Source organism: Vibrio sp. AND4 (assembly GCF_000171815.1).
In the GTDB taxonomy this organism is placed as follows: Bacteria; Pseudomonadota; Gammaproteobacteria; order Enterobacterales; family Vibrionaceae; genus Vibrio.
In genome coordinates this window covers 253,066-274,307 of record NZ_ABGR01000002.1, presented here as the reverse complement: position 1 = coordinate 274,307, position 21,242 = coordinate 253,066, and the positions used below count along the sequence as shown (strand labels likewise).

General features: G+C 45.1%; 17 protein-coding genes and 1 pseudogene. 11 read left to right on the top strand and 7 right to left on the bottom strand.

Translation table 11 applies throughout. The features are described 5' to 3' along the window. On the bottom strand, window positions 1–2,346 hold the full coding sequence (locus tag AND4_RS03955) for an ATP-binding protein (protein ID WP_009841613.1): 2,346 nt from the start codon (window positions 2,344–2,346) through the stop codon (window positions 1–3). Window positions 2,347–2,659: 313 nt separating this feature from the next. On the opposite strand from AND4_RS03955, the gene AND4_RS03950 reads away from it, so the two are divergent. Beyond that, on the top strand, window positions 2,660–4,252 hold the full coding sequence (locus AND4_RS03950; protein WP_009841612.1) for an ABC-F family ATPase: 1,593 nt from the start codon (window positions 2,660–2,662) through the stop codon (window positions 4,250–4,252). Between the two features lie 279 nt (window positions 4,253–4,531). Here the strand turns inward: AND4_RS03950 and fdhD are convergent, their stop codons facing one another. Beyond that, complete coding sequence (fdhD, locus tag AND4_RS03940; RefSeq protein ID WP_009841610.1) at window positions 4,532–5,356, bottom strand: formate dehydrogenase accessory sulfurtransferase FdhD; 825 nt, start codon at window positions 5,354–5,356, stop codon at window positions 4,532–4,534. A 362-nt stretch (window positions 5,357–5,718) separates the two neighbouring features. Between fdhD and AND4_RS03935 the strand changes: the two genes are divergently transcribed. From AND4_RS03935 to cobB, 10 genes and pseudogenes are all read left to right on the top strand, one after another. Next, on the top strand, window positions 5,719–6,171 hold the full coding sequence (locus tag AND4_RS03935) for a DUF3305 domain-containing protein (RefSeq protein WP_009841609.1): 453 nt from the start codon (window positions 5,719–5,721) through the stop codon (window positions 6,169–6,171). Continuing rightward, window positions 6,161–6,787, top strand: coding sequence for a DUF3306 domain-containing protein (locus AND4_RS03930; RefSeq protein ID WP_009841608.1), 627 nt, complete (start codon window positions 6,161–6,163; stop codon window positions 6,785–6,787). Before AND4_RS03935 ends, AND4_RS03930 begins: the two co-directional genes overlap by 11 nt. Before the next feature lie 334 nt (window positions 6,788–7,121). Next, entirely contained in the window at window positions 7,122–8,783 is a 1,662-nt protein-coding gene (locus tag AND4_RS03925; RefSeq protein ID WP_009841607.1) for a 4Fe-4S dicluster domain-containing protein, read from the top strand. Between the two features lie 9 nt (window positions 8,784–8,792). Beyond that, on the top strand, window positions 8,793–9,419 hold the full coding sequence (locus AND4_RS03920) for a molecular chaperone (RefSeq protein ID WP_009841606.1): 627 nt from the start codon (window positions 8,793–8,795) through the stop codon (window positions 9,417–9,419). A 73-nt stretch (window positions 9,420–9,492) separates the two neighbouring features. Then, window positions 9,493–9,693: a transcriptional initiation protein Tat gene (locus AND4_RS03915; RefSeq protein ID WP_009841605.1), complete on the top strand. Its 201-nt coding sequence runs from the start codon at window positions 9,493–9,495 to the stop codon at window positions 9,691–9,693. Window positions 9,694–9,703: 10 nt separating this feature from the next. Next, window positions 9,704–12,559 (top strand): formate dehydrogenase subunit alpha, encoded by a 2,856-nt coding sequence (locus AND4_RS03910; RefSeq protein ID WP_009841604.1) that lies wholly within the window; start codon window positions 9,704–9,706, stop codon window positions 12,557–12,559. A gap of 11 nt (window positions 12,560–12,570) precedes the next feature. After that, window positions 12,571–13,179, top strand: a complete 609-nt coding sequence (gene fdh3B / locus AND4_RS03905; RefSeq protein ID WP_009841603.1) for a formate dehydrogenase FDH3 subunit beta — start codon at window positions 12,571–12,573, stop codon at window positions 13,177–13,179. A gap of 13 nt (window positions 13,180–13,192) precedes the next feature. Beyond that, window positions 13,193–14,176, top strand: a pseudogene (locus AND4_RS03900) (formate dehydrogenase subunit gamma); the annotation flags it as partial. Window positions 14,177–14,228: 52 nt separating this feature from the next. Further along, window positions 14,229–14,645 carry a hypothetical protein gene (locus tag AND4_RS03895; protein ID WP_009841601.1) on the top strand — a complete coding sequence of 139 codons (417 nt, stop codon included), beginning with the start codon at window positions 14,229–14,231 and terminating at the stop codon, window positions 14,643–14,645. A gap of 187 nt (window positions 14,646–14,832) precedes the next feature. Further along, window positions 14,833–15,564 carry a Sir2 family NAD+-dependent deacetylase gene (cobB, locus tag AND4_RS03890; protein WP_009841600.1) on the top strand — a complete coding sequence of 244 codons (732 nt, stop codon included), beginning with the start codon at window positions 14,833–14,835 and terminating at the stop codon, window positions 15,562–15,564. 167 nt (window positions 15,565–15,731) lie between these two features. Here cobB and AND4_RS03885 read toward each other — a convergent pair whose 3' ends face one another. The 5 genes from AND4_RS03885 to potA all read right to left on the bottom strand — a co-directional run bounded on the left by AND4_RS03885 (window position 15,732) and on the right by potA (window position 20,979). Further along, on the bottom strand, window positions 15,732–16,769 hold the full coding sequence (locus AND4_RS03885) for an extracellular solute-binding protein (RefSeq protein WP_009841599.1): 1,038 nt from the start codon (window positions 16,767–16,769) through the stop codon (window positions 15,732–15,734). A 249-nt stretch (window positions 16,770–17,018) separates the two neighbouring features. Further along, window positions 17,019–18,065 (bottom strand): extracellular solute-binding protein, encoded by a 1,047-nt coding sequence (locus AND4_RS03880; protein ID WP_009841598.1) that lies wholly within the window; start codon window positions 18,063–18,065, stop codon window positions 17,019–17,021. 109 nt (window positions 18,066–18,174) lie between these two features. Further along, a complete protein-coding gene (gene potC, locus AND4_RS03875) occupies window positions 18,175–18,945 on the bottom strand; it encodes a spermidine/putrescine ABC transporter permease PotC (protein ID WP_009841597.1) in 771 nt (256 codons plus the stop codon). Beyond that, window positions 18,945–19,805: a spermidine/putrescine ABC transporter permease PotB gene (gene potB, locus AND4_RS03870; RefSeq protein ID WP_009841596.1), complete on the bottom strand. Its 861-nt coding sequence runs from the start codon at window positions 19,803–19,805 to the stop codon at window positions 18,945–18,947. Before potB ends, potC begins: the two co-directional genes overlap by 1 nt. Beyond that, window positions 19,786–20,979: a spermidine/putrescine ABC transporter ATP-binding protein PotA gene (potA, locus tag AND4_RS03865; RefSeq protein ID WP_186004046.1), complete on the bottom strand. Its 1,194-nt coding sequence runs from the start codon at window positions 20,977–20,979 to the stop codon at window positions 19,786–19,788. Before potA ends, potB begins: the two co-directional genes overlap by 20 nt. Window positions 20,980–21,242: the final 263 nt, after the last annotated feature.

The following is a 21,242-nucleotide window of genomic DNA, read 5'->3' as shown; positions in this document are numbered from 1 at the left end:
TTATTTCACCAATAAATGTTGACGGTCGAGAACGTTGGTAATGTGACGGAACCAGTGATCCGACACGCGCGCTTTGTCTTCGCTCCATTCGATAAAGCCACGGCTTTGGAAATAGCGTAGGGTACCAATCACTTCTGCGATACTAAGTTGAGTACATTCTGACAGTTCTTCAGGAGACGCGACTTCAAGCTGAACAATCGAGCGTAAAACTGCCAGCATTGGTTTCGGCATTTTCTCTAGCTCTTGAGATTCTGGTGCGTGGAACAATCTAACTACCACTTGTTGCGTCTCTTTGTTCTGGCGCAAAGAAAGACGGAAGAAGCGCAATGCAACGGTCGGATTTCCATCTGAGTAATGCCATAAAATACGGTAGAAACCTTGTTTGGCACGCTCTTCTTCAGTGATGTCCTCTTGGTCCCATTGCTTGGGCACCACAAGGCCATCAAAGGTTACGGGGTTTTCAATCTCTTGATTGATGCGCGTATCAAACAAAGCAGACAACTGTTTCTCATTCCATCGTGGCATAAACACAACCCAATCAAACAATAAGCGCTCGCCACGAGCACGGTCTACAAAGCGCCAACTTGCTTTTTCAATCGCCATCACAACGCGGTGGTTCCGCCTTGAACGACGCAATAGATTGGTTAATTTAATCAAGCCCCCAAGGCCGCCTACCATTGGTTTAACCAAGCGCTGCGCGTTATCAACGGCAATAAGATATGAGGTATCGCTTTTACGCAAGGCAGAGAGTACCTGAATTTCAGATACTTCCTCCTCTAAGCCAATTTGCAAAGCAAGTTCTTGTAGCAATTCACTGTAACCTGAATAGGGGCAGTTGATATAAATTGGCTTGGCATTTTTTACTTTACTTAATATTGTGCGGAGGAAGGTTGTGGTACCCACACCACGCTCGCCAGACAGTACACAAACAGCGGGACTGTCTGTCAGGAGGTGTTTAGACAATAGCTTGATTTCTTCACCAGCGTATTCGACCAACTCACTCTCTTCGCTACCGGGTAAAATGTACTGAAACGCTTGCTCGCCTTTTATCCTGGCTAGATTAGTGTCACCACCTTTATTACCCGTTTGCTTGGCGAATTCGATACGGAACAAGTATGCTAACGCTTGACTAAACATGGTGTAGTTAGACAGCATTGCTACGACACGGTGTTTGAAGTTATGCAGCATTATCCAGACTGCGCAAATCGCAGTCCCAATGATGCTGAGTAAAAAAGTGTCCTTACGTCGCAGTGACCAGTTCACCCACACAGGACGATCGGAAAGTTTCTCGGCGGCTTCAAATACCTTTTTACGCCACATACGCAACACCGAAAGCGTTACCAATACGAACCAGAAGAAAACCGCGCTGCAGATCCAAGAATAAATGGTACCTTTGCCTAAGGTGCGAATCGAGATTTGAAGAATGACCCCGGCGACGATGGCGCTCCACACGTAACGTCGAATAGTCGACAAACGCAGGGCAATCACTTCCTTGCTGGTACTTCGGCTATTACGATAAGCAAACTCGAGAAGAAAGCTAATCGCAATTGAGCCCCCGAGCACCCACCAAGTGAAGATTTCTAAAATGGTCAAATGCTGTAAGCTTGGGATTTGTGATAATACTCTGAGAGAAAGCGTTATCGCAATCAACCAAGCGATGGCACGATGCGCACGGCTGATGTACCAAATTAAACGAACCCAAATCGGTGGCTTAGCGACATTATCCAGTTGAGTTTCGCGAAATAGAGTTATGATCCGCTTGCTGTTGGCTAACCACCAGAATAAGCCCAAGTATATGAACAGCACTTTGGTTCCAGCCCAAATGACCGGAATTGGTGAAATCATAATTTCTTTGATCAGTGACTTAAAAGCACGAATCTGAAAGAACAGCAGGTACTCTACGTTGAGCTGAGTTTGACGCCATTCTTGTTTGAACTGCGTAACGCCATAAGGACCAAAGCCGGTCATTTTATCGTGAGTGATCGGGTCGGTTACTTCGAGTAAACGCTCTTTACTTTGACTCAAGTTGTTCAGCGTTAGGTAACTTGATTGCGTTTCAAACCATTCATTGTCCTCACCGGACTTACGGTAAGCCTTCAAATGCTGATCAAAAACAAGGGTCTGTTTACGCTGCTCGCTTATTACAGCATTGAGCAGTTGGTTAACCTTACGTTTGTCTTGGTCAGACATGAACAAAGGCTCAGGTAGCTTATTGATTTCTTGAGCGATTTCTGTCGCAACAGGCAGTATTTTTGGCTCAGGTTGGAAATCATATTCCCATTCAGCGAGAGCGGGGTGAGAAAGTGCGAGTCCAAATAGCAGTAAAATGCGCACCATGAGATTCATAAAATTCTCTTAAAACTTAAAAGGTTAGAGAAAGTGTAGTCGCTCTGTCGTGATATGCGAATTTTAACGCTCTGTTATGCGCCATACCATGATTTCGTAGCCATGCAGATTTCTTTTGCAAATGGTTTAATATTTTAGTGACTTGGATAAATCAGTCACTTGAATGAGGTTTATTTTTACCGAATCCAGTCAATTACCCTATTAAGTGTTGCTTTTCTCGTTAATTAATAAAAACAAAACTTGAAGTGTGTTGGCTTAAGCAGTAACGTTGCGCGGTTTTTCCTAATAAACTTGAATTGCTAAGGTAAAGGTTTTGATTTCCACAGCGAATATTACTCAACAATTTGGCGCGAAGCCGCTATTTGAAAACATCTCAGTTAAGTTTGGTGACGGTAACCGTTACGGCTTAATCGGGGCTAACGGTTGTGGTAAATCAACCTTTATGAAGATCCTGAGCGGAGAGCTTGAACAAACAAGCGGTAACGTAAGCTACGATCCAAACGAGCGCGTTGCAAAACTTAGTCAGGATCAGTTCGCGTACGAAACATTTACCGTAATCGACACTGTCATCATGGGTCATAAAGAGCTGTGGGAAGTGAAGCAAGAGCGAGACCGTATCTACTCACTTGCTGAAATGAGCGAAGAAGACGGCATGAAAGTGGCTGACCTAGAAGTTCAGTTCGCGGAAATGGACGGTTACATGGCAGAAGCGAAAGCGGGTGAACTGCTTCTTGCTGTGGGTATCCCAATGGAGCAACACTTCGGTCTTATGAGTGAAGTTGCGCCAGGTTGGAAACTTCGTGTGCTTCTGGCGCAGGTGTTATTCGCAGATCCAGACGTAATGCTTCTTGACGAACCAACCAACAACTTGGATATGGACACTATCCGTTGGTTGGAAGACACGCTAAACGCGCGTAACTGCACTATGATCATCATCTCGCACGACCGTCACTTCCTCAACTCAGTATGCACGCACATGGCTGACTTGGATTACGGTGAGCTACGTGTTTACCCGGGTAACTACGATGAGTACATGACAGCGGCTTCTCAAGCTCGTGAACGTCTATTGAGTGACAACGCGAAGAAGAAAGCACAAATCGCTGAGCTGCAAACCTTCGTTGCGCGTTTCTCTGCAAACGCATCAAAAGCAAAACAAGCAACGTCTCGTGCTAAGCAAATTGACAAGATCAAACTGGACGAAGTGAAAGCATCTAGCCGTCAAAACCCATTCATTCGTTTTGAACAGTCTAAAGAACTATTCCGTAACGCTCTGATTGTTGAAAACCTGAGCCAAGGTTTTGAAGATGATCTGTTCGCTAACTTCAATGCAATTTTTGAAGTGGGTGAGCGCGTTGCCATCATCGGTGAGAACGGTGTGGGTAAAACAACCTTACTAAACACGCTTGCTGGTGTACTAGAGCCACGTACTGGTGAGTTCAAATGGTCTGAAAATGCCAACATCGGTTACTACGCGCAAGATCACGCACACGACTTCGAAGAAGACCTGAACCTCACGGATTGGATGGGTCAATGGCGTCAAGAGGGCGATGACGAGCAAGTGGTTCGCAGCTTCCTAGGTCGTATGCTATTTGGCCAAGACGACATCAAGAAGTCAGTAAAAGTACTGTCTGGTGGTGAGCAAGGTCGTATGTTGCTTGGTAAGCTAATGATGCACAAACCAAACATGCTGCTAATGGACGAACCAACCAACCACATGGATATGGAATCGATTGAGTCATTGAACACGGCACTAGAGCAGTACAAGGGTACATTGTTCTTCGTATCGCACGACCGTGTATTTGTAGACTCACTCGCAACACGTATCATCGAAATTCGTGATGGAAAAATCACTGATTTCAAAGGTACCTACGCTGAGTTCCTAAAATCTCGTGGTATAGAAGGTTAACCCTTTCTCCGAACAAAGAAAAAGACCTCGCAATGAGGTCTTTTTTTGTGCCCATTTCTATGCCAACTATGAGCAAATGCAGGCTGGTGGCAACTAATCCTTAAACTGCCGCATTAGATAGGCATAGAGTCCAACAAGCCCGAAAGTAATGATCATCGAAACGATGATCCCACTTGGTGAAAGTAGGTAATTCCATAGTTGATCGTTGTTCATTGTTCACATCCTTTGTGAATCCACATTGGGATTTAAGTCTAACTCATTTTACGACTGAGTGAAGATCTATTGATTTCCCTTGACGTCGAAGTCAATCTTCTCAGCGCCAGTAAAAACTTGAAAGCGTAAACCTTTCGCGCGAGCGATGGTGGTGATGCCAAACTTTTTCGCCAGATCCAGCCCCATTTGTGTCACGCCTGAACGAGAGAGAAGAACAGGGATTCCCATCTGCGCCACTTTAATCACCATCTCTGATGTAAGGCGACCAGTTGTATAGAAAATTTTATCTTTACCTGTTTCTTGGTTAAGCCACATTTCACCGGCAAGTGTATCCACCGCGTTGTGACGCCCAACGTCTTCGACAAAAGAAAGCACTTCGTCGCCTTTGCATACGGCACATCCATGAACAGCGCCAGCTTTTTTGTAGGTGTCGTTGTAATGCGTTAACGCTTCAAGCGCTGCATAGATTTCAGATTGCTTAAGAGGTGTCTGAGCTACTTGGTAATCTTCCAGTTGCTTCATCACGTTGCCGTACATGGTGCCTTGACCACAGCCAGACGTCACCGTCTTCTTCTTAAGCGCCCCCTCGATGTGCTCGGTGTTTTCTCTGGTGATAACCGCAGCTGAGTGCGTTTCCCAGTCAATAATGACAGATTCAATGGCTTCTGGATCAGACAAGAAGCTTTGGTTCTTCAAATACCCTAACACAAGCGCTTCAGGGCGCGAGCCAAGCGTCATAAGTGTAACGACCTCTTTCCAGTTCAACATCACTGTAAGAGGGCGCTCACAAGCAATTTCTTTCGTCAGTATTTCGCCATATTCGTCAAATACCTCGACTTCGATAGTCTGTAGGGGGTTTTCACTGGTTTTAATGATGTTTGGTTTTACCACAGCTATGTCCTGATGAGTAAAAGAATGATCACACGCTTGTATAAATAACTTCAATTGTTTGCTTTGCGTAAAAGGGCGTGTGTATTAACACTGGTTACAAAGCAATTCTCATTCCAACATCATAGCTGTACAAAACAAAGACGTGATAAAGCAAATTGCAAGGTTTTAGTGAAAGCTAAGATATCGCAGCAATGATACAGGTGTTTATCTGTGTATCGACTAGTTTTGTTCTAATGATAATTTAAAAGTGAAATGGCGCGTTTATTGCTTTGTAGCGATAAAAATTGGAAGTAAGTACAAATTGTCCTTTTTTGTTTTAAAACTAACAACCATAAACCAACTAAGAGGAAGCTAGGTGATTTATGTCGGATAACAAGCAGTTCGAGAAAGATGAAAATTCATGGCCGATAGGCGTTGAACTCCTAAAGCATGAGATTATCACGGGTATTTGGGTGACGACACAATGGCAACTTACCGGGTTCGACATTAACCCAATGGAAGAAACGCCACACGTATGCGTATTACAACTCCATAAAGACGAGCGCACCGATTACCGCTTTAACCTGAGTTCACAACAGCCAAAACTATTTTTGGTCATGGATAACGTCGATTCTGATGATATGCCGACGATTCAATTACTCACTGCGTCCCAAACTGTCGCCGCCCAATATATGGATGGTGATAACCTAGTATTATCAAATGATATGCCTTTGATCGTTCAAGCTTGGATGGAAGCTTTTATAGGTCGTCACGGCGAACTTATAGAAACAAGGCGTAAGAAACGCAAAGGAGCGGGCAGAGCAAATGGCAACTAGTTTTCTTAGCCGTTGGTCACAACGTAAGTTGGACGAAACCGAGAACAAAGACGCTGAGGTGTCGAACTTTATTGAAGTTTCTGAACCAGAAACCAATCAAGTACAAACCACTCAAGCTCAAGAAGAATCAGGTACTCCAGCGGATCTAATCAGTACTGAGGTGGCAGATGCATTACCTGCTGAGACAACAAGCGAAATAACCGACCTTGAGGACATGCCAGTCGCCAAGCTTTTACTTTCTGAGGCGGCAGAGAGCGTTAAGAAAGCAGCACTGCGTAAGATGTTTTTATCGGAAGAATTTAACGTCCGTGATGGCTTGGATGATTACGATGATGACTACAGTAATCTCAAGTCTCTGTCAGAGGACGTTGCTGAAACACTTCGTGATTGGGTTAAAGAGAAAACGGAAGAAGAACTCGCAGAAGAAAATCCACAAGAACCTGAATCTATTCATCAAAGTGATAGTGAAGCGGCTGGTGCAGAACTTGTTGAAGTTACCGAGCTCTCTGAAAACCCAAAAGATCTGGATATAAAAACAGTACCTATTAAAAATGATATTCCAGAGACAAAATTAGAACTTGAAGAAGTGAGACAAAATATACCACAAGAAAACTAGGTACATTTTGACTAAACACTCAACGAACCGATTGGGACATTTTGTCTCAGTCGGTTTTTTTGTCCCTAAATTTCTCATGGTTAATAAATAAATCACTGATAAATAAGCAATATACTATTGGCATGGCATTTGCTAAATCAGTCGCTAATTGGTGTTCATCACCATTCTTATTGAGGTCTAGCCACTTGCTCAACACTGGTTCGCGGTAAGCAGTGACTGCACGTGTGGGTCTACCTACAAGGGGTAGTTATTGATAAGTGAGCGAACAGAATAGTCTGAGCTAACTACAATGAGGATGGAATAACACATCCATGTTTATCAATGGAACCGAGCAATGTTGAGACAATTACTAGAACAAGCGGCAACCAAAAACGCTAGAGCGCGGCTGCATGCGTTTGAGAATACCGTTGAGTTGACCAATCTTATTCCACCAACCGTGAGCTACGAGAGTGGCGGTAATACGCTGATCGTTGGACCGACGGCCATCATTGAGAGTGCAGCCGCACAGCTTACTCAAATGAATAGCTTGACATTGCTCTCGACAGACGGAGAGAAAAGTACTAACCCAGAGCTGTATTTCGCCGACTCGGTTCAGGTTTCTGGCTTCCTTGGTACGTTTGAAGTGCTGATTGAAAATCGCGGCCTTGAAAGTAACCTAGCAAAAATCGCTATTAACAGTGATTGCTTTGATGTTGTTCTCGATCTTTGTTTAAGCAGCTGTATGTCAGAAGAGGTTCCGGTTCCGGGATACTATCCAGTGGGACGAGGTTATCCCAAACTTGCAGAAGCGTTAGAAGAGATCCCAACATTAATGGGGACATTCGATAAACCAAAATTCTTCCGTCTGGACAATGATCTTTGTGCGCACAGCTCTCGAGGCATAAAAGGTTGTGATCGTTGCGTTGATGCTTGCCCTGCTGGAGCATTATCCAGTCAAGGCAGCGATAAAATAGGTCATAGAATTGAGATTAACCCGTACCTTTGTCAAGGCGTGGGCACGTGTTCTACTGCTTGTCCGACAGAAGCCATTCACTACGCGCTACCTAACCCTCAAGATACACAAAAATTCATTGAGCGCACGCTAGCAAACTATAAGCAAGCGGGTGGTTTAGATCCTATCGTGCTTATTTGTAGCTCCCGTCACGAGACATACAACGTGATGGCACTGAAAGCACTACCAGATAACGTGATTCCTATTGTAGTTGAAGAGCTACCGTCTATCGGTATCGATACTTGGTTTTCTGCGCTGGTTAATGGCGCGACTCAAGTGCTATTTGCGGCTTCTCGGTTTATGCCACAGACCATTATTCGTGTTCTGAACAACGAAGTGGCCATCGCACAAGTACTACTGGAGCAACTTGGTATCGCAAAAGAAACCATAGATATCCTTTATTTGGAATCGCTACGTGAAGGTCCTCCAACACTATGTACTGATTCATTTGATCTTGCTCTTGGCGATCTGCAAGGTAACAAGCGTCAACGTCTTTTTACTGCGCTTGATGCCATGTCTTTTGCTCGTAATCCGGATGAGAAGGTTGTTGAACTGCCTGCCAACGCCCCTTATGGCAATGTTTCTTGTGAGAGCAAAGGCTGTACTTTGTGCATGAGCTGCGTAGCGGTTTGTCCGACACGTGCGCTTCATACCGACGGCGAATCTCCTTCACTTAAATTCATTGAACAAGATTGTATTCAATGCGGTTTATGTGAAAAAGCCTGCCCTGAAAACGTGCTGACCCTGACTCCACGGATGAACTGGGTGAAGCAAGAGCGCCAAAAAGCGGTTGTGATTCACGAAGAGAAAGCAGCGGAATGTATTCGCTGTCATAAGCCATTTGCACCTCAGTCTATGATCGACATGCTACAGAATAAGTTACGCGGTCACTCTCATTTCTCTGATGACGCAGCCATCAATCGTATTGCAATGTGTGAGGACTGCCGTGTGATCGACATGTTCGAGTCGATGGCAGAAGACCCAATGAAACAACTGAAATACTAGGAGTTCATAGTGGAAACAATACAAGAACAGACACTAAGAACAGAGATCTACTTGGTTTTGTCGACACTTTTCCGCAGTGCACCAAGTAAAGAAGTGATCGAGTTCCTGACTTTTTTAGAGGTTGAACATACAGAAAGCGCGATGCAAAAAGCGTGGATTGGACTTCAGCAAGTGGCAAAAGATTCCAACCGTGAAGCGCTAGAGAGTGAATACCAAGATCTTTTCATTGGTATCGGTCGTGGAGAAGTGATGCCGTTCGGCTCATGGCACGTGACGGGTGCAATGATGGAAAAGCCACTGGCTGAAATTCGTCACGATTTGGAACTGCTTGGTTTCGAGCGTGATGAAAATGTGAAAGAGCCCGAAGACCATATCGCGGCACTTTGTGAAGTGATGTCTATGCTAACGGATGAAGAAGAAGATCTACAACAAGCGGTGTTTAACAAACACATTTCACCTTGGTTTCGCTCTTTCACACAACAACTGAAAAACGCAGACAGTGCGAACTTTTATAAGCCAGTAGCTCAGCTGTGTGAGGCATTCTTAACACTAGAACAAGTGCGCTTTAGCGTGAACACCAAAAGTAGTAAGCACAAACTAAAAATTGAGGTGAAAAACGTCACTGATTACGAGTAATCGAGCAGTAGTTGGTCATATCGATAGAGGGGCAATAGCCTCCAAAGATCTACCGTAAGGTAAGGAAGCAATGATGAAAGATAATAAAGAAATAAACACGAGCCGTAGGAACCTCCTGAGCGGTTTAACAACTGCAGCCGTAGTTGGTGCGGTTGTCACTGGAACAGAAAAAGTGGCAAGCGCTTCAGAAACGGTCGAGCCTTCAGAAAAAGACATGAAGAAGAAAGGCTATCGTGAAACTCAACACATTCGCGATTACTACGACACACTTTAGGAGAAAACGGATGAAACTCATCAAACGCTCCGACAGTGTGAGCAAAGAATCCAATCAGCTTGGCGTTTCTCGCCGTGCTTTCATGAAAAATACCTCGCTTGCTGCTGGCGGTGCGGTGATGGGGGCAAGTCTTTTTGCACCGGGCATGATGAAGAAAGCACAAGCGAAATCGGTGGATCCAGAAGCGAAAACAGAAGTAAAACGTACCATCTGTTCTCACTGTTCTGTAGGTTGTGGTATCTACGCAGAAGTTCAAAATGGGGTATGGACAGGTCAAGAGCCTGCATTCGACCACCCATTCAATGCTGGTGGACACTGTGCAAAAGGTGCTGCACTGCGTGAACACGGGCACGGTGAGCGTCGTTTGAAATACCCAATGAAGCTTGAAAACGGTAAGTGGAAGAAGCTTTCTTGGGACCAAGCGATCGAAGAAATCGGTAACAAGGTAATGGACATCCGCAAAGAGTCGGGGCCAGATTCAGTTTACTGGTTGGGCAGTGCAAAGCACAACAACGAACAAGCGTACATGTTCCGTAAGATGGCGTCGCTTTGGGGTACCAACAACGTTGACCACCAAGCGCGTATCTGTCACTCAACAACCGTAGCAGGTGTAGCAAACACTTGGGGTTACGGTGCGATGACCAACTCGTTCAATGATATGCACAACTGTAAGTCGATGCTATTCATTGGTTCAAACCCAGCCGAAGCACACCCTGTTGCGATGCAGCACATCCTGATCGCGAAAGAGAAGAACAACTGTAAAATCGTCGTTGCGGATCCTCGTCGCACGCGAACGGCGGCGAAATCAGATCACTATGTGTCTCTGCGCCCAGGGTCTGATGTTGCGTTCATTTGGGGCGTGCTATGGCATGTTTTTGCGAACAACTGGGAAGATAAAGAGTTCATCCGTCAACGTGTATTCGGTATGGATGAAATCCGTGCAGAAGTGGCGAAATGGACACCAGCAGAAGTTGAGCGCGTAACTGGCGTTCCTGAGTCGCAAGTTTACCAAACAGCGAAGCTGCTTTCTGAAAACCGTCCGGGTTGTGTCGTTTGGTGTATGGGTGGCACTCAGCATACAACTGGTAACAACAACACACGTGCTTACTGTGTGCTTGAACTTGCGCTAGGTAACATGGGGAAATCAGGCGGCGGTGCTAACATCTTCCGTGGTCACGATAACGTACAGGGCGCAACTGACCTTGGTGTACTGTCTGACACGCTACCGGGTTACTACGGTCTGTCTGAAGGTTCTTGGCGTCACTGGTCAAAAGTGTGGGACATTGATTACGAGTGGGTGAAAGGTCGTTTTGATGACCAGGCTTATGGTGGTCAAAAACCAATGAACAGTGCAGGTATCCCTGTCTCTCGTTGGGTGGATGGTGTGCTTGAAAACAGAGACAACATTCGTCAACGTGAAAACATCCGTGCAATGTTCTATTGGGGTCACGCGGTCAACTCTCAGACTCGTGGCCCTGAGATGAAGAAAGCGATGCAAAAGCTGGATATGATGGTGATTGTCGACCCATACCCAACAGTCGCAGCAGTAATGAACGATCGTACTGACGGCGTTTACCTGCTTCCTGCCACAACCCAGTTCGAAACACACGGCAGTGTGACAGCGTCTAACCGCTCACTTCAGTGGCGTGATCAGGTTATCGAGCCATTGTTCGAATCTAAACCTGACCACGAAATCATGTACCTGCTCACTAAGAAGCTAGGTTATGAAGATCTGCTGTTCAAAAACATACGCGTAGAGAACAACCAGCCAGTGATCGAAGACATCACTCGCGAGTTCAACAAAGGCATGTGGACCATAGGTTATACGGGTCAAAGCCCAGAGCGTCTAAAAGCGCACCAACAAAACTGGCATACATTCCATAAGACCTCTTTAGAAGCGGAGGGCGGCCCTGTAAATGGCGAGACTTACGGTCTACCTTGGCCATGTTGGGGCACACCAGAGATGAAGCACCCAGGCACACACATTCTATACGATACGTCAAAGACGGTTGCAAAGGGAGGCGGTAACTTCCGTACGCGCTTTGGTGTGGAATTCGAAGGTCAAAGCCTACTTGCAGAAGACAGCTACTCAAAAGGCTGTGAAATCAAAGACGGTTACCCGGAATTCTCTGACAAGCTAATCAAACAGCTTGGTTGGTGGGATGACCTAACGGCTGAAGAAAAAGCAGCAGCAGAAGGTAAAAACTGGAAAACTGACCTGTCTGGCGGTATCCAACGCGTAGCAATCAAGCACGGTTGTATTCCATTTGGTAACGCGAAAGCGCGTGCGGTCGTTTGGACATTCCCAGATCGCGTACCGCTGCACCGTGAACCTTTATACACCCCTAGACGTGACCTTGTCACGGATTACCCAACTTGGGACGATAAAGAGGCCATTTTCCGCGTACCAACGCTTTACAAATCTATCCAGAAAGAAGATAAGTCTGGCGAATACCCAATTATTCTGACTTCTGGTCGTTTGGTTGAATACGAAGGCGGTGGTGAAGAGACGCGTTCAAACCCATGGCTTGCTGAACTTCAACAGGAAATGTTTGTTGAAGTGAACCCAAAAGACGCAAACGATCTTGGCTTCAAAGACGGTGAAGAGGTATGGGTTGAAGGTGCAGAGAAAGGCCGCATCAAGGTGAAAGCCATGGTAACGCGTCGTGTTAAGCCGGGCTTGGCGTTCATACCGTTCCACTTTGGCGGTAAGTTTGAAGGAGAAGACCTACGCCATAAGTACCCAAAAGGTACTGACCCTTATGTTGTTGGTGAAGCGGCTAATACAGCAACCACCTACGGTTACGACCCTGTTACGTTGATGCAGGAAACCAAAGTAACCCTCTGTAACATTCGTAAAGCGTAAGGAGTCTGACAATGGCACGAATGAAATTCCTCTGTGACACCAAACGCTGTATCGAGTGTAACGGCTGTGTTACTGCATGTAAGAACGAAAATGATGATGCCCTTGAGTGGGGTATCCAACGTCGCCGCGTGGTTACGCTAAACGACGGTGAACCGGGTGAAAATTCAATCTCCGTCGCTTGCATGCATTGTACGGATGCACCTTGTATGGCTGTTTGTCCAGCTGACTGTTTCGAGCACACAGAAGACGGTATTGTTCTGCACAACAAAGATCTTTGTATCGGTTGTGGTTACTGTCTGTTTGCTTGTCCGTTCGGCGCGCCTCAATTCCCCAAACAGCAAGCATTTGGGGAGCGTGGAAAAATGGACAAATGTACTTTCTGCGCAGGCGGCCCAAACACAGAGCCAGGATCTCCAGAAGAGCGTGAAAAGTATGGTGCGAACCGTATCGCGGAAGGCAAGCTACCGATGTGCGCTTCATTGTGTTCTACAAAAGCGCTGCTAGCGGGTGATGCTGAGAAAGTCTCTGACATCTTCCGTCAACGTGTGGTTGAGCGTGGTGCGAAAAACGCAGGTTGGACAGACGGTAACGATCTTTCTTACGACGCAACCAAAAGCTAAGTAGGAGAGACACATGTTAAATACGCTTAAACGTGCGTCTCTTGTGATGCTGTCAATGATGACTGCATTACTGCTGACCTTTGCGATTCCGGCGTCTGCGCAAGAAGACACATCTCCAGTGGTTCAACAGGAGATGACACAACTTGCAGGTGCGGATTTTTGGCGTCAGGTCAAAGAGGGGCAAGAAGGCTATACCACGTCGAAATCAGCGGAACACGGTGTGCTGATCAGTACTCCGGGTGAGACTTGGTACATTCTTAAAGAAAAATGGATGTCTCCCGCGGGCGCTGTCGCGATTTTTGGCAGTATCGCAATGGTAATCATGGCTTACGTATTCGTTGGTCCGCTGATGCTAAGCAAGCCACGCACTGGCAAAAAGATCAAACGCTGGTCTCGGCTTGATCGCGCACTTCACTGGAGTATGGCGTTTACTTTCCTAACGCTAGCATTCAGTGGTTTGATGCTGGTATACGGTAAGCACTTCTTAAAACCGTACGTACCAACTGAGTTCTGGGGCTTCATCGTCATGTTGGCGAAGCAGTACCATAACTATATGGGGCCGCTGTTCTTCATCTTACTGATGTTTGTGCTAATGAAATGGTGGCGCAAATCTATCCCTAACATGACAGACATCCGTTGGTTCATGAAAATGGGCGGCATGGTTGGAAAACATAAAGGTACGCACCCATCGGCTGGCTTCTCAAACGGTGGTGAGAAAGCCATTTACTGGTTGTTGATCATTTTTGGTGCTATCGCAGCAGTGAGTGGCTTAGTTCTGGATTTCCCAATATTCGGCCAAACGCGTCGCGATATGGAGTTGTCTAACCTTGTTCATGCTATTTCGGCTCTTATTCTAATCTGTGGTTTTATTTTCCACATTTATATCGGCCTATTCGGTATGGAGGGAGCATTAGAAGGAATGGTGACCGGTGACGTTGATGAAACCTGGGCGAAAGAACACCACGACCTTTGGTATGAAGAGGTAAAGTCCAAGGGAATAGTGGGTGAATTCGACACTGCTCAAAGTGATGCAAAAGGAGAGAAAGCGAATGAACAAACCTCATAGTGGTATTTGGTTAGCTTACATCCTGAGTTGTTTTACCCCGTTTACGTTTTTGATTTCTGGTGTTATCGCAATCATTTACGCAGGCTACCGCTTGGATAAAGGGGAAGACAGTGACATAGTAAATACGCATTACTACGGCTTAATTCGAACTTTCTTCTTGTACCTCACGTTCTTTGTGGTGTTGATCGTAACCGTGGCAACCTCAAATGGTGTGTTAGTTGGCGTGAATGATTATTGGATACACAGCAGCTTACTAGACTCGGTCGCGTACTTTATCCCTTGGGTTGGAATGTTGTTCGCCGTATTGGCGATTCTAGTCTGGCTTATTCGTATGTACCAAGGTATGAATCAACTGAGTAATAATATGCCTCATAGACCTTCGACAGGCCCTAACTTGTAAACAATTCTCTGTATAAAAGCCTCACAACCGTGAGGTTTTTTATTCCCGAAAATCTGATTAATTTACGCAGTTTTTAAGTAGAAACTAGAAGCAAATCAGAAGCCTTACGACCATAGTCTAATCCTTGTTGCTATTGTTGTTTTTGTATCGGTGTTAAGCTTAATAAAAAGAGCAATAAGGATAGACTATGAATTTCCCATATAGAAATATTGTCGTACTTACTGGCGCAGGCATCTCTGCTGAGTCTGGTATTCAAACATTTCGAGCTCAAGATGGACTTTGGGAGAATCACCGTATAGAAGATGTGGCAACGCCAGAGGGCTTCGACCGTAATCCGGACCTCGTTCAGAACTTTTATAACCAGCGTCGTAAAAATCTGCTTGATGAAAGTATAAAGCCCAATGCGGCCCATATCGCGCTAGGACGTTTAGAGGACCAGTTGCAAGGCAATGTGACCATCATTACCCAAAATATCGATAACTTGCACGAAAGAGGCGGTAGCACCAATATTGTCCACATGCACGGTGAATTACTCAAAGCGCGGTGTAGTGAGTCTAATCAAGTCATTGAGCATATAACAGATATTGAAACTGGTGAGTTTTGCCATTGTTGCCAAATTCCATCTCAAATGCGTCCACACATTGTTTGGTTTGGTGAGATGCCATTGCGTATGGGGGAGATATATGCGTCATTAGAACAAGCGGATCTGTTTATCTCTATTGGCACTTCGGGTGTCGTCTATCCGGCAGCGGGCTTTGTACATGATGCGAAAATGCATGGCGCACATACGATTGAAATTAATTTGCAGCCAAGCGCTGTAGAGAGTGAATTTGAAGAAAAGCGTTACGGCAAAGCAAGCATAGAAGTGCCCAAACTCGTAGACGAGCTTCTTGCTCTAGAAAACGAAACTAGCGCTTAAATAAGTTATCAGAGTATCAAGATGAGAAAGGCATCGAAGTGATTTGATGCCTTTTTTGTATTTTGACACTTGGTAATTTGAGCAGGATAGTTGGAGATAGAAATCGTAGGCTTCAGGTACAAGAAAAGCGACCAAAGTCGCTTTTCTAAACTATTTCAACAGACTGATTAGTTGTCTACTTTTAGTTTTTGGAAGTACTCATCATACAACACACTTGCTTCACCAACTTCGTCTTGCCATGTACCGCTGTCCATCACTTCTTGTGGTGGGAAAATGCTGGTATCTTCTGCGAACTCTTTTGGTAGTAGTTTGAGTGCCGACTTCACAGGAGTAGGGTAACCAATTTCTAGCGCAATCTTTGCCGCGTTCTCAGGTCGTAGTAGGAAGTCGATCATTTTATGCGCAGCATCCACGTTTTTTGCACCAGCAGGGATCGCTAGGCTGTCCATCCAGAAAATCGCGCCTTTTTCTGGCCAGATGACGTCGATGTTTGCGCCTTCTTTACGCGCCATGTATGCAGAGCCGTTCCATAGCATGCCAAGTGATACTTCACCGGCTAAGTATGGGTTCGCTGGGAAGTCTGAGTTAAAGACCAATACGTTTGGCATCAGCTTTTTCAGTTCTTCGTAAGCGGCTTTGATTTCGTCTGGGTTAGTCGTGTTTGGTGAGAAACCAAGCTTCGTTAATGCAATGTGGAATACTTCGCGAGAATCATCCATCAACATGAGTTGACCTTCCCACTTGCTATCCCAGAAGTCGTCCCATTTAGTGATCTTTGACTTGTCTAACATATCAGCATTAATACCGATACCAGTCGCCCCCCAAATGTAAGGGATAGAGTAGTTGTTGCTCGGATCAAATGGCTTGTTCAGGAAGTTAGTGTCCAAATCAGCAAAGTGAGACAGTTTCTCCTTATCAACCTTTTGCAGCATGCCTTCTTTACGCATTTTAGATACGAAATAGGTAGACGGTACTACCAAGTCGTAACCAGAACCTTGGGTTTTCAACTTCGCGTACATGCTCTCGTTAGACTCGTACGTAGAGTAGATAACTTTGATGCCGGTTTCTTTTGTAAAGTCTTCAAGAACTTCGTTTGGGATGTATTCCGACCAGTTGTAGAAATACAGTTCTTGATTAGCAGCCATTGCAGGAGTAGCGATTAGCGTCGCCGCACACAGTGCGCTTGCGTAGAATTTACTTTTCATTTTATATCCGTTTTGTTTAGCAATATGACAAATCAATACTAGTCAGAGACATCGATTTGTCATATTGCAATAAGCACAATCCTGTTTATTTGAAGTATGAGCGACAAACATTGCTGCTTTGAACAGCGTAAATGTTTGCAGCACCTGCAAATAAACCTAGCAGCTTGTAATTGTATCAGCCAATGACAAAAATAGGCAGCGTATTGCTACCTATTTTCATTTAGTGGATGATTTATTGAGCAAGTGACGCTATTGGCCAGCTTTTAGCTTCAGGAAGTAATCTTCGTACTTCACTGTCATGTCACCAATAGAATCCTGCCATTCAATACGGTCAAGGTCTTCTTGAGTAGGAAACAGCGGTGCAACGTCTTTAAATTTAGCGTTAGACTCTGCAACAGCGGTGAGGTACCCGGTATCCGCCGAAATTTGCTCCGCGATTTTAGGACGTAGTAAGAAATCGATCATCTTGTGTGCCGCATCCACGTTCTTTGCGCCAGAAGATATCGCAAAATTATCAACCCAGCCGATGCCACCCTCTTTGGGGAACACAAGCTTCAAGTTCATGCCTTCGTTTTGAGCCGCTGCTGCACTGCCGTTCCAAAGCATACCGACGCCAACTTCGCCAGACATATAAGGTGCTCCTGGGTTGTCAGAGTTAAATACTAGAACGTTAGGCATTAGCTTTTGTAGCTCAGCGTACGCTTCGTCGATTTGTTTTGGATCCGTAGAGTTACCAGAGTAACCCAGTTTGCGTAGTGCAATGTGGAACACTTCACGAGTGTCGTCCATTAGCATTACTTGACCTTCAAGCTCAGGTTTCCATAGGTCCGCCCAGCTTTGGAAGTCGTTTGGGTCGTACATGTCTGCGTTCACCGCTAGACCTGTAATCGCCACAACGTGAGGAATTGAGTAGTTGTTATTTGGATCGTAAGGCTTGTCTAGGTAGTTCTTGTCTAGGTAGTTCTTGTCTAGGTTGCCGAAGTTCTTCAGCTTAGTCTTATCGATCTTTTGTAGCATGCCTTCGTCACGCATCTTCGCTACGAAGTACGTTGAAGGTACTACTAGGTCATAACCTTGGTTATGAGTTTTTAGCTTTGCATACAAAGTCTCGTTCGACTCGTAAGTCGAGTAGATCACTTTGATGCCAGTTTCTTTAGTAAATTGCTCTAGGATATTACTGTTGATGTAAGGACCCCAGTTCATAAACACTAATTCTTTATCATCCGCTGCCGCTGTACCAGAGAACAGAGAAAGCGCACATGCACTACCAGCTAATAGAGTAGCCCATTTTTTCATTGACGTTAGCTCCAAACCAAACGTTGTCCAATACTTTATTTTTGGACGATAGATAGAAAAACAGAATGGCGTATGACCATTCTGTTTCGTGATGTTGACGGGGCGGCATCTACTTCACTCTTTCTCTTGCGAGCAGTTGCGAAATGACAACAAGAACCAAAGAAACAACCAGCATGACCGTCGCAAGGGCGTTCACCTCTGGTGAAATACCCACCTTAACCATTGAGTAAATCTTCAATGGCAGGATTTCATAAGTAGGACCCGTTACGAACGAACTAATGATTACGTCATCCAGAGACAGGGTAAAGCTCAGCAACCATCCCGCGGCAACCGCCGGTTTAGCGAGAGGAAGGATGATCTGTTTCAAGATTACCCATTCGCTTGCACCAAGGTCCTTTGCTGCTTCCAACATCTTCACATCAAAGCCATTTAAGCGGCTGTATACCGTTACGACAACGAAGGGCAGACAGAAAGTGATGTGAGCAATCAATAAAGTAAAGAAACCAAGCTGTGCGCCTAATACTAAGAACAAAGCAAGAAATGAAATCGCCATAACAATATCAGGTGACATCATTACGACAAACAGCATGCCGTTCACCGCGCCTTTACCTTTGAACGAATAACGGAACAGGGCAACAGCGGTTAAGCTACCAATGATGGTCGCCGCGGTCGCGGAGAATACCGCCACGTTCAATGAGTGCCATGCAGCCTGCATTAGGCTGTCGTTATTGACTAAGGTTTCATACCATTTTGTGGTGAAGCCGCCCCATTTCATACCAAACTTGTTAGCGTTAAATGAATTAACAATTAAAACGATGATTGGTAAATACAGAAACGCATATACCAACGCCATAAAGCTAAATCTAACTGTGCGTCCCATTAGTCTAGCTCCACTTTCTTATTCAATAATTTCCCAGCTCTATAGTAAGCGTAGAGCATTACAGCCATTGCGAAGGTGAGGGCGATACTTGTCGCTGCACCGAATGGCCAGTCACGAGCGTTTAATACTTGGCTCTTAATCACGTTACCAATCAGTAAGTTCTTCGCGCCGCCTAATAGGTCAGAGATGTAGAACATACCGAGCGCGGGAAGCAGAACCAACAAACAGCCGCCAATAATACCTGGCATGGTAAGAGGTAGAATTACCTTGGTCATGATTTGAAGCTTGTTCGCCCCAAGATCTTTGGCTGCCTCAATGTAAGTGTTGTCCAACTTCTCTATAGCCGAGTACAAAGGCAAAATCATAAATGGGAGTAGGATATACACCAAACCAATCATTACCGCAGTTTCGGTATACATCAAACGCATTGGTTTATCGATGATTTCCATTGCTATCAGCGACTTGTTCAAAATACCTTGGGTACCGAGAACAATCTTCAAACCGTAAGTTCGGATAAGAGAGTTGGTCCAAAACGGCACGATCACCAAAAACAACATGAATGGGCGCCATTTTTCAGGCATTTTCGCTACGATGTAAGCGAATGGGTAACCAATCACCAAACACAACAAGGTTGCAATGATCGCCATATAGAAAGAGTGCATCAGCACTTTTGCATACAGTGGATCAATCAAACGAAGATAGTTATCGAAAGTAAATGTTAATTCAATTAGGTCTGCTTCATCACGCGTCAAAAAACTCGTACCGATAATCATTAGGTTTGGTACCAACACAAACAGTGTTAACCAGCCAACGATGAGGGTAATGATCGCGTTCTGAAGACTAAACTTCTTGTTTATCATTTAGTACTACCTCCCAGCTCTCAACCCAAGTAATAGCGACTTTCTGGCCGAGTGAGTGGTCCACATCCGGGTCATCTTCGTTGAAGAATTCGCTCACCATCACGCGCATGCCGGAGTCCAATTGGATTACGGAGTCCAGCGTCATACCTTTGTAGGTACGCTCTGTTACGTGACCCACAATGCCTTTTTCTTCAGACTCTTTGATCTCTTCGATGCGTAAATCTTCTGGGCGAAGTAGTACTTGCAGTTTGTCACCGGTTTGCGCTGCTTGGTCGTAATAGACAATGGATTCAACGCCTTCAATTTCTGCACGAATGCGTTTTTCATCGATACGCTCTAACATCGTTGTGTTGAATACATTGATCTCACCGATAAAGCGAGCAACAAATAGGTTTTTAGGCTCTTCATATATCTCACGTGGAGAGCCGTCTTGTTCGATGACACCATCGCGCATAACAATAATGCGATCAGACATCGATAGGGCTTCTTCTTGATCGTGCGTTACGAAGATAAAAGTAATACCAAGTTGACGCTGAAGCTGTTTAAGTTCGATCTGCATTTGCTTGCGTAGCTTGTAATCAAGAGCAGAGAGAGACTCATCTAGCAACAGCACTTTTGGCTTGTTCACAACCGCACGAGCGATTGCGATACGTTGTTGCTGACCACCAGAAAGTTGGTGTGGCTTACGTTGTGCCATTTTTTCCAAACGAACCATGCGCAGCGCTTCCATGACTCGCGGCTCGATCTCTGCGGCAGGTGTTTTCTGCATACGAAGACCAAATGCAACATTTTCAAATACGGTCATGTGAGGGAAGAGTGCATAACTCTGAAATACCGTGTTGACGTGCCTTTGCTCTGCAGGAACCTGTGTTACATCTTGGCCATCAAGTACGATTTGACCAGCATCTGCAGTCTCAAAGCCGGCGATCATACGTAAAACCGTTGTTTTACCACAACCAGAGGGGCCAAGAATCGTCAGAAACTCACCATGATTAACATCCAGATTTAAATTACCGATGATTTCCTTGCCATCGAAACTTTTACTAACACCAGTTAGACGAACTAGTGGTTTTCCTGCTTGCTGTTTAGCGTTCAACGTCTGTATTTCTCCCACGTTCAAGTTGGGGTGTATCCAATTGATGTGATATAAATCATTCACTTTAGTGGCGCGCATCATAATCACCAAAATTGTGAAATCAAAGCATTTTCTTATCTTGAAACAGAAAATTTTTTGCAGGCAAAAGTAAACAGCTCTTACCATACTGTTTTTATGGAGGTATTTGTATCTCCACAGTCCCTAGGTGAGTATTGATTTCTTATGCAAATGTTCACAATTTCATGGATTTGCGAATGATTAATTATCAACCAAACGGCAATAATTGCAAGTATTGAAGTCGAGTTCTGATGTTAGTCTTGATATGATTTGGCTATAATTGC

Coding starts and splice junctions, on each gene's coding strand:
- potC (WP_009841597.1), bottom strand. CDS start 18,945: ATGGGACGCACAGTTAGATTTAGCTTTATGGCGTTGGTATATGCGTTT.
- AND4_RS03880 (WP_009841598.1), bottom strand. CDS start 18,065: ATGAAAAAATGGGCTACTCTATTAGCTGGTAGTGCATGTGCGCTTTCT.
- fdh3B (WP_009841603.1), top strand. CDS start 12,571: ATGGCACGAATGAAATTCCTCTGTGACACCAAACGCTGTATCGAGTGT.
- AND4_RS03915 (WP_009841605.1), top strand. CDS start 9,493: ATGAAAGATAATAAAGAAATAAACACGAGCCGTAGGAACCTCCTGAGC.
- cobB (WP_009841600.1), top strand. CDS start 14,833: ATGAATTTCCCATATAGAAATATTGTCGTACTTACTGGCGCAGGCATC.
- potA (WP_186004046.1), bottom strand. CDS start 20,979: ATGCGCGCCACTAAAGTGAATGATTTATATCACATCAATTGGATACAC.
- AND4_RS03930 (WP_009841608.1), top strand. CDS start 6,161: ATGGCAACTAGTTTTCTTAGCCGTTGGTCACAACGTAAGTTGGACGAA.
- AND4_RS03885 (WP_009841599.1), bottom strand. CDS start 16,769: ATGAAAAGTAAATTCTACGCAAGCGCACTGTGTGCGGCGACGCTAATC.
- AND4_RS03925 (WP_009841607.1), top strand. CDS start 7,122: ATGTTGAGACAATTACTAGAACAAGCGGCAACCAAAAACGCTAGAGCG.
- AND4_RS03910 (WP_009841604.1), top strand. CDS start 9,704: ATGAAACTCATCAAACGCTCCGACAGTGTGAGCAAAGAATCCAATCAG.
- potB (WP_009841596.1), bottom strand. CDS start 19,805: ATGATAAACAAGAAGTTTAGTCTTCAGAACGCGATCATTACCCTCATC.
- AND4_RS03895 (WP_009841601.1), top strand. CDS start 14,229: ATGAACAAACCTCATAGTGGTATTTGGTTAGCTTACATCCTGAGTTGT.
- AND4_RS03955 (WP_009841613.1), bottom strand. CDS start 2,346: ATGAATCTCATGGTGCGCATTTTACTGCTATTTGGACTCGCACTTTCT.
- AND4_RS03935 (WP_009841609.1), top strand. CDS start 5,719: ATGTCGGATAACAAGCAGTTCGAGAAAGATGAAAATTCATGGCCGATA.